Origin of the sequence: Providencia sp. PROV061, from assembly GCF_011045655.1 — a bacterium.
GTDB classification, from domain to species: domain Bacteria; phylum Pseudomonadota; class Gammaproteobacteria; order Enterobacterales; family Enterobacteriaceae; genus Providencia; species Providencia hangzhouensis.
In genome coordinates this window covers 2,002,489-2,015,126 of record NZ_CP042861.1, presented here as the reverse complement: position 1 = coordinate 2,015,126, position 12,638 = coordinate 2,002,489, and the positions used below count along the sequence as shown (strand labels likewise).

The window sequence follows — 12,638 nt, the reverse complement described above, 5'->3', positions numbered from 1 at the left end:
TTATCCAAAAAGAATTCCATTTTGAAACATAGTTATATTTAAGCTGCAAACCTATATTCCATTACAATTCTATTTAGCCCTCAAAAGTAAAACCACCGTAAATTTTAATTATCATCATATTGTTATGCGTTATTTAATTTAGTATCACTATAGATGATTTCTAAATATATATAATACAAAATAATATTTTAAACATGTATTGACTTGTTCAAAGTGCTATTTTTTAGCTCTGTTTTTCATTTTTTAGTATAAAACTTTCAGCCAATTTCTAGTAGGTTAACAAATATGAAATTTATATTTTCATTTACAATAAATAGGTAACTCAACCATACAATAGTGCTAATACAAATTAGTGTTCAATCCTTAACTTAATCAACATGGATTTTAAAATGAATACAAAAGAAAATTACGACAGAATTATTGAAAAAGAGCATATAGGCCATACAACCTTAGCTTTATTAACGAATCAAGATGCTCTTTCAACCCGCGAAGTCGGTATTTTTACATTAGACGATTTAATTAGCATACATCGCCATGTTTACTTCTCTCTTTCTTTGCCTTGGAAAAAAAATGATATTCTAAAATGGTTTGGTATTACCTCATCAACCACTTTACCAATAGATACAGACGAATTAATTAATACCATTATCAATATTCGAGATCATGCCAATACCTGGGATAATGTCGAGCAACATGTTAAAGAACAATCTGTCAATCTATCTCTAGCTAGCCGAAATATTATACAGACTGGCGGGCAGATTATTGAATATATAAACCACATGCCTATATTGAAAAGAGTATCAGATAGTTTGAATGATATTAATGAAAGTGAGTTAGATGAAATATTTTATCAAAGCGATGACCAGCAAATAGCGACTGAACTAACTAATATCTTACAATTAATTAAAGATGATATTAAGGATCAATCCATTAAGACAAGTAATATTAAAAATATCATTTCAGATTTTAGAGTACATATTACAGGAGGGTATCTATCTAATTATCAACACGTTGAATCTTTATTATTTAATATTAAAGGGTTATATAATCAACTTGAAACTACTGATAATGAAATTACAGATAGCTACTTACAAGAATTACTTAAAATGAAAAAACAGGAGCTACAGCAATTAGAGCAAGAGTATTCACATTTTGTAAAACTCAGCTTCACCGGCTTAGCAGGTGGTGTCATCGGTCTCATTATTACTGGTAGTATTTTTGGTTCGAAAGCTGAAAAAATTCGAGCAAGAAAGAATGAAACATTAGCAGAAATAAAATCAATTAACGACCAAATTAACAGAGAAGAACTCATCAAAAAAGTTATCTTTGATATTCAAATTAACCTCCATAAAATCGATGGTTTCTTTAAAGATGCACGGTTAGCCGTTGACCATTTAGATTATATGTGGCTTGTCCTCCTAACCGAAATAACCCAATCAATCGAGGTTTTCAAAAAAATCAATAACGCTGATAAACTTATTAAATTCATTACTCATTTCAAACGAATTGTTACATCTTGGTATACCATTCAAGAATACTCTACACATTTAATAACGTTATTTGACCAAATTCAACCAAATAACACCCCCCTCAATAAAAGGTACGCATATGCAAGATAAGCTTGATTTACCGATATTGCCCTCCATTGATATTTATCAATTAAGGCATATGTCAAATAAAATTTCCGCATTTAATAAAAATATAATACATTATGACTTTATCATACACGGAAAGATACAAAAAATTGCAAGTAAGACTTTCAATATAAATGAAACAATCAGAAACTCGATACCGAAGCTAAAAATAAAATTAAATTATATTTTAAAAAGTGAATTAAATAGTGAAAATACAAATATACCTGACGGAATTTTAGTCACAAGCTTTATTGAGGATTTAATTGATTTTAAATTAGAGCTAGAAAGAATAATTACCAAATTCAGTTACACCACCGACTCTCTATCACTCATTCACGTGGAAGAAAGCAACCAACATAAACTACAGCAATACTCAGAACAAAAAGAACTCCTAGTCACATCCAAAAATAGCAAAATGCTAAAAATAAACGAAATCAATCAGCAACACTCCGTTATTACCGCAGCAGAAGATATCATCTTAAAATCTAAAATCACTGATTTCTTAAAAAAACATTTGTTGAATGATGAGTTAATTGACTCAATTGATATGCCAACAAATAAAAAGCAAATATTAAAGTCAGCCATTGCTTTTATTAAAAATTTATTATCAGTCATTGATGATGGTTTAGAATTTGCGCAACTTGTCGAGGTCAGGCTAGATTTAGGAAACCAAATTTTAGAATTAAAGGAAGAAGTTAATCACATTGATAAAACAATATTTAAGCTTTCTCAACTCATGCTCTTATCAGAACAAATCACCGCTATAGATTCACATAAATTATCAATTATTACTCAGATAGGCCTCATTAAGAATTATTGGTGGGAATGGTGCCATTTTATTAATGAAAAATCGTCTGAAAAAACAGTGAATATTCAAAAGATCAATACCGCAAGCCAAGTACTAATGTCTTTTTTAGATGATATGGAATACCAATATCAGCGTCAGTTACCTGATTAAAAAAAACCGGCTACTCAAAAGTAGCCGGTTTATCAACTATAGGAAATTTTAGCCTATTAGTTAATCACAGCAAGTGCTGTTGATGTCATATCAATAAGAGGTTGTGGCCATACACCAAAGACAATAACCGCAATGGCGCAAATAACAGCAACAACGGTCCCTAACGTTGCTTTTTCAGGGCCTGTATAACGTTCTGCATGTTCTGCATCGCGGCTATATAGGCTAGCCATAAAGCTTAGGTAGTAATATAAGCCAATTGCACTACCAACCACTACAGCTCCTGTTAACCACCATAACTCTGCATTCACCGCAGATGCAATCACATAGAATTTACCAATAAATCCTAATGTAATTGGAATACCCGCCAGCGACAGCATCATCACAGTCATTACCGTTGCTAGAACGGGTTTATGCCAGAACAGCCCACGGAATGCACTGAAATCATCCTGGTCATCACCACGATAAGGACTGGAAACGATACTCACAACACCAAATGCGCCTAAGCTTGCAAACAAGTAACCCACTAAGTAGATTGCGATAGTCACTTGTGACGCTACTGGGTCGATACGTAACGCAACAAGGGCAACGAGTAAATAACCCATATGCGAGATAGATGAGTAACCCAGCAAGCGTTTTGCGCTTTTTTGTGTGATAGCCAGTAAGTTACCAAACAAGATAGATGCTATGGCAATCACTGAAATCACAATCGCTAACGTATTGCTGTTGGCAATTGGTGCTTCCAAAAAGATACGCACTAATACGGCAAAGATAGCGATTTTACTACCCGTTGCTAAGAAAGCTGATACAGGTGCAGGCGCACCTTGATAAACGTCTGGTGTCCACAGTTGGAATGGAAACAGTGACAGTTTAAAGCCAAAACCAACAATGAGCATACCGAAACCAATCATCACTAATGGGGCGTGAATTTGGTTATCAGAAAGACTTTGACCAACAGCTGCGAAGCTTAAGCTACCCGATTCCGCATACAGTAACGCAATTCCGAATAACAGGAATGAAGACGCTGCTGCAGATAACAGCATGTACTTGATCCCAGCTTCTAATGTGCGACTGCGCTCAAAGGTATAGGCAACTAAGCCAAACAGTGGCAATGAAATCAGCTCAATACCGATAAACATCGACGCCATATGGTTTGACATAGATAACAGCACACCACCTGCCACCGCGATAGCAACTAACAAGTGGAATTCATCTCTATTGTCGCCAAAACCTTCCAGCCAGTGGTAGGCAAAGATGCTGGTACCGATACCTGCAATCAGGACTAATGCACTATAGAACAGCGCAAAGCCATCAACACGGATAAGCGAAGTCACATCCATTAGGTAGCCGTCGGCTACCCAAATCAGTGAAAGCAACGCAATAACAAAGCCAGATACTGTCAGCGCGGCACTGGTAAGGTGATCGCGTCGCCACGCAATGGACAGCATCACAACCACCGCCGTCAACCCGACGATCATCAGTGGTAGTATTGCGATCAGTTCTTGAGGAGTTATTGTCATGGCGAATTACAGCCCTAATGTTGTAAGTGAAGCAGAATACAGGTTATGCAATGTTTCCATCGAACCAATTGATGTATCTAAAATTGGTTGCGGGTAGAAACCGATGATAACCAGTAATACAGCCAGAGCCAGCAGCACACCAAACTCACGCGCCGTTAACCCTTTCATTTCTTTTTCAGATTTTGGTGTACCATAATAAGTCTGTTGCATCATCCACAGTGAGTAGATAGACGCAAACACCACACCAAAGACCATAATACAAGTCACTAACGTGAATTGGCTGAAGCTGCCAAACAGGATCATAAATTCACCAATGAAGTTACCTGTACCTGGCATTCCTAGCGTTGCCGCAGCAAAGAACAGGGACATTCCTGGTAACCATTTAATGCGTTTCCATAATCCACCCATCATACGCATATCACGCGTTTGCGTACGTTCATACAGTTGACCACTAATGATAATCAGTGCCGCACCAGACAAACCATTGGTGATCATTTGAACTACAGCACCTTGGTAGGCCAAGGTTGAACCCGCGTAAATAGCGACTGTCACAAAGCCCATATGGGATAAGCTACTGTACGCTGCAAGACGTTTGATATCCGTTTGTTTGAACGCCAACCATGCGCCGTAGAAGATACTAATCACACCCAGCGTCATCGCCACTGGCGTGAACTGGATAGAGGCTTCAGGGAACAGAGGCAAAGTAAAGCGTAACAGGCCGTATGCTGCGGTTTTTAGCATGATACCGGAGATATCCACGGAACCCGCTGTAGGCGACTGTTCTTGGGTATCTGCCATCCAACCATGGAAAGGAACCAATGGCATTTTAACGGCAAAGGCGATAAAGAAGCCTAACATCAACATAAACGCAACGTTACTAGACAGCTCTGCGCCTAACAGTTGGTTATAATCGAATGTTAATACGCCTGAAGTATTGTAATTCGCTAGTGCCAATCCAATGATGGAAACCAACATGATCAAGCCACTTGCTTGCGTATAGATAAAGAACTTAGTCGCAGCTTTGATATGTTGTCTGTTTTCTGACCCTTTGTGCCCCCAATTGGCAATCAGGAAGTACATTGGGATCAGCATCATCTCCCAGAAGAAGAAGAATAAGAACAAGTCAACCGCGGTGAAAATCCCCATCACACCTGTGATAATCCACAGCAGGTTAAAGTGATACGCACCTTGGTTCTTCTGGTTTTCACTCCAAGAGCTCAGAATCGAGAAAGCCCCCATTATAGCCGTTAATACGACCATCAGCAGTGATAAGCCGTCAATAGCTAAATGAAAGTCAATTCCCAGTGACGGGATCCACGGCATAAAGAAAACAGATTGCCATTGTGGAATCCCTTGTGGATTAACAAGAGAGTAATTCCCTTCTAACCACAATTGCACGGAGAGTATTAATGTTATTCCCATCGTCGCCAGTGCAATCCAGCGCGGTGCGCGATGACTGAACCGGTCAGCCTGCCAGCTTAGCAGGCCTCCGATGAAGGGAATGAGTATTAGCCAGGGTAATAGCATGGCGCAATGTGTCCCTTAATTAAACCAAAAGCAGCAGAGCAAGAATCAGCACTGCACCCAGCCCCAACGAGGCAACATACCAACGGATTTGGCCGTTTTCACTCACTGCAAGCCCTTTATTTGCCCAACGTGAAAGATGTGCAGGGATATTCATCAGAGAGTTAATCGGATCGCTTTCCAGTAGCCATGCAATACCTTTAAACGGTTTTACAAAGACTACGTCATACAGCCAGTCGAAGCCCCACGCTTGGTACCACCATGCGCTGAAGAAACGACCCACCGCAGTTTTCGCGATAGCATCGACTATTGAACGTCTAAACAGGTAGAGGAATACCGCAATTAATAGACCAGCGATAGCAAACCCGCCAGAAATCGCTTCGAGTAAGACTTTACCGTCTTCACTGCCAGCCGCTTCTGCAGGGAATACCCCTTCGAGTGGTTGATGGATTAATGCACCAACAAACGTTGCAAGGATAGCCAAAATGCCCAGTGGTAATGTGTGAGTGATGCCTTTAACCTTATGCGCTTTGATTTTTGCTTCACCGTGGAACACGATGAAAATCATACGGAAGGTATAAATTGCGGTCATTAATGCACCGAGGATACCTGCCCACAACAATACAGTTTGTCCATCAAGCTGCGCACCCCACAAAATGGCATCTTTACTGTAGAAACCAGCAGTAAACAATGGCAATGCTGCCAGTGCGCTTCCGCCAATCAACATCACAGCGTAGATAAATGGAATTTGCTTACGCAATCCGCCCATTTTGAAGATATTTTGCTCGTGGTGGCATGCCAAAATGACCGAACCTGCTGACAGGAACAACAGTGCTTTAAAGAAAGCGTGCGTCATCAGGTGGAAAATCGCAGCATCCCAAGCTTGCACACCGAGAGCCAAAAACATATAACCGATTTGGCTCATCGTGGAATAAGCAAGCACACGCTTGATGTCGGTTTGAACCAGTGCAGCAAACCCTGCCAGTACTAATGTCACTGCGCCCACAACGCCAACTAGATGTAAAACTTCTGGCGCTAATAAGAACAGAACGTGGGTACGAGCCACTAAGTACACACCGGCCGTTACCATGGTTGCGGCGTGGATCAATGCTGAAACTGGCGTAGGACCCGCCATCGCATCTGCCAACCACGTTTGCAATGGTAACTGTGCTGATTTACCGACTGCTCCACCTAATAACATCAAGGTTGCCCAATTGATCGCACTCGAACCTTCAGCAAATTTCTGAGGTGCTAACACCGCCATTTCGCTGAAATTCAATGTGCCGAGCTCATTCCACAGGATAAACATACCAATTGCGAGGAATACGTCACCGATACGCGTGACAAAGAACGCTTTCATTGCGGCTTTACCGTTTTCTGGATTGGTATAATAGAAACCAATCAACAGGTAACTGCACAGCCCTACCCCTTCCCAACCGAGATACATCAGCATCATGTTATCAGCGAGGACTAAGACCACCATACTCGCGATAAACAGGTTAGTGTAAGCGAAGAAACGTGAGTAACCTTCCTCACCACGCATATACCAAGAAGCGTATACATGAATAAGGAAGCCCACACCCGTTACCACACCTAACATGGTCAGAGATAGACCATCTAACATTAGGGTGAATGGGATATTAAAGGTACCGACAGACATCCAAGTCCACAGAGGTTGGATGAACACGCTACCAGCGTCTTGAGCTAAAAATTCATTGCCAGCATAGAATGCGACGATGGCCGCTAAGCCGACCGACCCCGCACCAATAATGGCCGAAACGTTTTCTGACCAGCGTCCACGGGAGAAGGCTAACAACACCGACCCCAGTAAAGGCAACAGAATAGTTAAATAGAGTAGGTTCATCCGCGCATCTCACTGACTTTATCAATATTCAGGTTCTGACGATGACGATGGAGTTGCAGTAACAACGCCAATCCAATACTCGCCTCCGCTGCAGCCAATGTAATTGCCAATATATACATAATTTGGCCGTCTGGCTGCCCCCAAAAACTCCCTGCAACCACAAATGCCAGTGCAGTTGAGTTAATCATGATTTCCAGTCCGATCAGCATGAAAAGCAGATTGCGGCGAATAACAAGGCAGCTAAGCCCCATCACAAATAAAATCGCCGCTAAAATCAGACCATGTTCTAGAGGTATCATTTTTGCTCCTCCGCCTTCGCGATACTGACAAGATCAGCACCGTTTTCTTTACGGTCACGTCCAACGTGGAATGCGACAACTAAACCAGCTAGTAGTAACAGTGACGCCAATTCGACAGCCAGAACGTAAGGCCCGAACAAGCTAATACCCACTTCTTTCGCCCCAATGATGGTGCCCTCAATGCCTTCTTGATATGACAATGAGGTGATACCGTAAACTAAGATAGCCAATAAAACTGCGGATAACACAGCAGGACCAATCCAGTTTTTCGGCGTCAACCAAGCGCGCTCTTGTTCTTGAACAGAACGTCCTAGGTTGAGCATCATCACGACGAACACGAACAGGACCATGATGGCACCTGCATAAACGATGATTTCCAACGCTCCAGCAAAATACGCACCGAGGGAGAAAAACACCATTGACAGAGCCAGCAGAGAAACAACCAGATACAACAGTGCATGCACCGGATTTGTATTCGTTATCACCCTTAAAGTTGCTAAAATGGCAACTAGACCGGCGATATAAAATGTAAATTCCATGAATATCGCTCCTTATGGCAACAGGTCTTTGACGTTGATAGGTTTCGCTTCGTTATCCGCTTCACCTTTGTCTTTACCTGCAATCGCCATACCTGATTTACGGTAAAAGTTATAATCAGGATATTTACCCGGACCTGAAATCAACAGGTCATTTTTCTCGTAAACCAGATCCTGACGTCTCCAATCGGCCATTTCAAAATCAGGTGTTAATTGGATTGCCGTGGTAGGGCAAGCCTCTTCACACAGACCACAGAAAATACAGCGCGAAAAGTTAACGCGGAAAAATTCAGGGTACCAGCGGCCATCTTCGTGTTCAGCTTTTTGCAGTGAGATACAACCCACAGGGCAAGCTACCGCACACAAGTTACATGCAACACAACGCTCTTCACCGTCTGGATCGCGCGTCAACACGATACGACCACGGTAACGGGGTGGCAGATAAACCGGCTCTTCTGGATACATTTGCGTTTCGCGTTTATCGAACGCATGTAGGCCGACCATCCAAATACTACGTACTTGGGTGGCGAAACCGACCAATAACTCTTTCAATGTCATGGTTCAATCACCCCTTACTGAGCGTTGTATAAAATCACTGCTGCAGTACCCAGCAGATTAAGCAGTGTCAGCGGCAGGCAAATTTTCCAACCGAAAGACATCACTTGGTCATAACGTGGACGCGGTAAAGAGGCACGGATCAAGATAAACATCATCATGAAAAAGCCAGTTTTGATAGCAAACCACAAGAATGACGGCAGGAATGGACCATGCCAGCCACCAAAGAACAGCGTCACAATCAGTGCAGAAACCGTTACGATACCGATATACTCACCAACGAAGAACAGACCGAACTTCATCCCTGAGTATTCAACGTGGTAACCATCCGCAATCTCTTGTTCTGCTTCTGGTTGGTCAAACGGATGACGGTGACATACCGCAACGCCCGCTATCGCAAAAGTCACAAAACCAAAGAATTGAGGAATAATATTCCACATGCCTTCTTGGGAGTTCACAATATCAATCAGGTTGAATGAACCTGCTTGTGCAACCACACCCATTAAAGAAAGGCCTAAGAATACTTCGTAACTCACGGTTTGTGCTGACGCACGCATCGCACCTAATAATGAGTATTTGTTATTACTTGACCATCCCGCGAATAACACCGCGTAGACCGCTAGACCCGCCATCATTAGGAAGAATAAAATCCCAATATTCAGGTCTGCAACGTGCCATGTTGGGCTAACAGGGACGATAGCAAATGCTAAGAACAGTGAACAAAAAGCAATCACTGGCGCAAGGGTAAAGATTTTCTTGTCTGCAAACTGTGGGATCCAGTCTTCTTTAAACAGCATTTTGAACATATCCGCGATTAACTGGCCCATCCCAAACGGCCCCACACGGTTAGGGCCATAACGGTTCTGGAATAGACCGAGAATACGGCGCTCTCCCAGACTCATGTATGCCCCACAAGTCACAACAACCAATAAAATGACGACAGATTTAAGGATGGAAATTAATACTTCCATCACTTCAGGAGAAATCCAATCCATCATGCTCCCCTCCGCAGATTATTGACTGACACGCCAGCCATTGACGGTGCGATACCTGGCATTCCTAGCGGTAAGCCAATTTGACCGGTAGACAGGTGATTACTGAGGCGAACAGTCAAGTTAAACGCTTGACCTGCATGGCTAAACTCAGCTTTAGCACCCGCTGACAGCCCCAGTGCCGCAGCATCTTGCGTGTTCAGCATGATATAAGGCTCAGGCATACGCTCTTGGATCACCTCTGAACGCTGTGACATTTCATCACTGCCAAACAGGTGGTAATAAGGTGCGACGACCCACTGCGCTTCGCTAGCTTGATAAGCCGCTGGAATTTCAGTGAAGTAAGCCAATTTGCTCTCTGTTGAATTGAACAAACGGATACCCGGGTCACCAAATAACAGATGACCACCCACTTCGGCTTGGAATTTATTCCATGCTTGCGGTGAGTTCCAACCTGGTGCCCATGCAAATGGAATTTGCTGGCGCGGTGCGGTTGGGCTGTTGTTCCCTTCCATTGAGAAAGCAAATGGAGAGTCAATATCTTGCGGTTGACGAGGTTCATGGACAGATTGATTTGCTAGCATCGCTGTACGGCCACTGTAACGATGTGGTTCACGCGCCAGTTTTTGACCACGAATACGGAAAGACGCTTTTGGTGCGGCATCAACCATACCTGAGAATTGTGGCATTGCGGCAACACAATCAGCGATAACGTGATCAAGTTGAGACCAATCCGCATCACGCTCTTGCGCTTCAGTTTGCAGTGAATGCATCCAGCGCCAGCTTTCGTTCATCACGATAGCTTTATCGTAATACGTTGGGTCGAAGACTTGGAAGAAACGCTGTGCACGACCTTCTTGGTTAATCAACGTACCGTCTGCTTCAGCAAAACTTGCTGCTGGCAGAACTAATGTTGCTTTATCCATGATGTCAGTTTGCTGATGATCCGCTACAATCAAATGGCTCAATTTCGCTAATGCGCTATTGACTGCATCCACGCTGCTGTGACGGTACAGGTCGTTTTCGATAACAATAGCCACATCCGCTTCGTTCGCTTCTATGCGAGCTAAAGCGCTGTCTAATGGCTGTGCATTCATCATTGCCAGACCGAAACTATTTGCATGAGACGCTAAGTAAGATAACCCAACGTTCGCGCCTTTCGCTTTCAGTGCGAATGCCACGTTAGCGGCCGCTTGGATCATTGCCTCGCTTGCACTATGGCTACCACTGATAATTAATGGTTTTTTCGCACTGGCTAATGCTTGAGCAATGGTTTCAACTTTGGCTTTTAAGTCCGCGGGTAAATTATTCACCGCAGGGGCTTCGCCATTAATCATATTGGCGATAGCAAAACCGAAGCGCGCTTGGTCAACCACTGGAGCACGGTAATTGAAGGCAGCCACATCGTCTAAACGCGTGTCATCAACATTGGTGATAAACAGCGGATATTTTGCGTGTTGACCAATATTCATGATTGCCGCGATTTGCCAGTCAGCCACTTTTTGTGCTGCCGCCATCTCACGAGCTTTACCTTTCACCGCTTGGCGTACAGATAACGCCATGCGTGCACCTGTCTGAGTTAAATCTTCACCCAGTACCAGTACCGCATCATAGCCTTCCACTTCACGCAGTGTTGGCGTATAGATACCGCCGTTTTGCAGAATATTTTGCATTAATGCTAAACGACGCTGCTCTCCCGCAGAAATACCGGAATAGAAGTTTTCTGCTCCAACTAATGCGCGTAATGCATAGTTGCTTTCAACGCTAGCACGCGGCGAGCCGATACCAATCACTTTTTTCGCTTGATTGATAATTTGCGCACCACTTTGCATCGCTTCGATAGCCGAGATGACCTGCTTAACGCCATTTTTATTGAGTACAGCTTGGCGAGGACGGTCTTTACGGTTGACGTAACCATAACCAAAGCGACCACGGTCACACAGGAAATAGTGGTTTACCGAGCCGTTATAACGGTTTTCGATGCGGCGGATTTCACCATAACGCTCACCGGGGCTAGTATTACAACCGATACTGCACTGCTGGCAGATACCGGGGGCAAACTGCATATCCCATTTACGGTTATAGCGCTCAGAGTGGGTTTTATCGGTGAATACCCCGGTAGGACAAACTTCAACTAAGTTACCGGAGAACTCACTTTCCAGTGTACCGTCTTCAGTACGACCGAAATACACATAGTTATGTGCCCCATAAACCCCTAAATCCGTGCCATCTGCATAATCTTTGTAGTAACGAACACAGCGATAACACGCAATACAACGGTTCATTTCATGACTAATAAATGGACCGAGGTCTTGGTTAATGTGAGTCCGTTTCGTAAAACGATATTTACGCATGTTATGACCGGTCATTACCGTCATATCTTGTAGGTGACAGTTCCCCCCTTCCTCACAGACTGGGCAGTCATGAGGGTGGTTGGTCATCAGCCATTCCACGACACTTTCACGGAATTGTTTGGCTTCTTCATCATCAATTGAGATGTAGGTACCTTCCGTTGCGGGTGTCATACAAGACATTACTAGGCGACCGCGTGTGTCATCTGCGTTCTGATACTGCTTAACCGCACACTGGCGGCAAGCGCCAACGCTTCCCAGCGCCGGATGCCAGCAAAAATAAGGAATATCTAGCCCGAGAGAAAGACAGGCTTGTAACAGGTTTTCAGACCCGTTTACGTCATATTCTTTGCCGTCTACATATATTGTAGCCATAGTCAGCATGCTTCCCAAAGGCCCGCATAAAGC

General features: G+C 43.2%; 10 protein-coding genes. 2 read left to right on the top strand and 8 right to left on the bottom strand.

Going from position 1 to position 12,638, the window contains the following annotated elements; translation table 11 throughout:
• Positions 1-389 precede the first annotated feature (389 nt).
• On the top strand, positions 390-1,619 hold the full coding sequence (locus FVA72_RS09075) for an alpha-xenorhabdolysin family binary toxin subunit A (RefSeq protein WP_165119701.1): 1,230 nt from the start codon (positions 390-392) through the stop codon (positions 1,617-1,619).
• Positions 1,609-2,592, top strand: coding sequence for an alpha-xenorhabdolysin family binary toxin subunit B (locus FVA72_RS09070; RefSeq protein ID WP_110591908.1), 984 nt, complete (start codon positions 1,609-1,611; stop codon positions 2,590-2,592). Before FVA72_RS09075 ends, FVA72_RS09070 begins: the two co-directional genes overlap by 11 nt.
• Positions 2,593-2,648: 56 nt before the next feature.
• On the opposite strand, the gene nuoN is transcribed toward FVA72_RS09070, so the two are convergent.
• Genes nuoN through nuoG form a run of 8 tightly spaced genes read right to left on the bottom strand, consistent with a single transcriptional unit; the run spans position 2,649 to position 12,614 of the window.
• Positions 2,649-4,109 carry an NADH-quinone oxidoreductase subunit NuoN gene (gene nuoN / locus FVA72_RS09065; RefSeq protein WP_004259851.1) on the bottom strand — a complete coding sequence of 487 codons (1,461 nt, stop codon included), beginning with the start codon at positions 4,107-4,109 and terminating at the stop codon, positions 2,649-2,651.
• A gap of 6 nt (positions 4,110-4,115) precedes the next feature.
• The gene (gene nuoM, locus FVA72_RS09060; protein ID WP_110591909.1) at positions 4,116-5,636 is read right to left on the bottom strand and encodes an NADH-quinone oxidoreductase subunit M; all 1,521 of its coding nucleotides are present in this window, start codon (positions 5,634-5,636) and stop codon (positions 4,116-4,118) included.
• Positions 5,637-5,655: 19 nt separating this feature from the next.
• Positions 5,656-7,497 (bottom strand): NADH-quinone oxidoreductase subunit L, encoded by a 1,842-nt coding sequence (gene nuoL, locus FVA72_RS09055; RefSeq protein WP_004259845.1) that lies wholly within the window; start codon positions 7,495-7,497, stop codon positions 5,656-5,658.
• A complete protein-coding gene (nuoK, locus tag FVA72_RS09050; protein WP_004259841.1) occupies positions 7,494-7,796 on the bottom strand; it encodes an NADH-quinone oxidoreductase subunit NuoK in 303 nt (100 codons plus the stop codon). The genes nuoL and nuoK overlap by 4 nt, the downstream gene beginning before the upstream one ends.
• Complete coding sequence (nuoJ, locus tag FVA72_RS09045; protein WP_004259837.1) at positions 7,793-8,335, bottom strand: NADH-quinone oxidoreductase subunit J; 543 nt, start codon at positions 8,333-8,335, stop codon at positions 7,793-7,795. Before nuoJ ends, nuoK begins: the two co-directional genes overlap by 4 nt.
• 12 nt (positions 8,336-8,347) lie before the next feature.
• On the bottom strand, positions 8,348-8,890 hold the full coding sequence (gene nuoI / locus FVA72_RS09040) for an NADH-quinone oxidoreductase subunit NuoI (RefSeq protein WP_004259834.1): 543 nt from the start codon (positions 8,888-8,890) through the stop codon (positions 8,348-8,350).
• Between the two features lie 14 nt (positions 8,891-8,904).
• On the bottom strand, positions 8,905-9,882 hold the full coding sequence (gene nuoH, locus FVA72_RS09035) for an NADH-quinone oxidoreductase subunit NuoH (RefSeq protein WP_004912244.1): 978 nt from the start codon (positions 9,880-9,882) through the stop codon (positions 8,905-8,907).
• A complete protein-coding gene (gene nuoG, locus FVA72_RS09030) occupies positions 9,882-12,614 on the bottom strand; it encodes an NADH-quinone oxidoreductase subunit NuoG (protein WP_110591910.1) in 2,733 nt (910 codons plus the stop codon). The genes nuoH and nuoG overlap by 1 nt, the downstream gene beginning before the upstream one ends.
• Between the last annotated feature and the right edge of the window lie 24 nt (positions 12,615-12,638).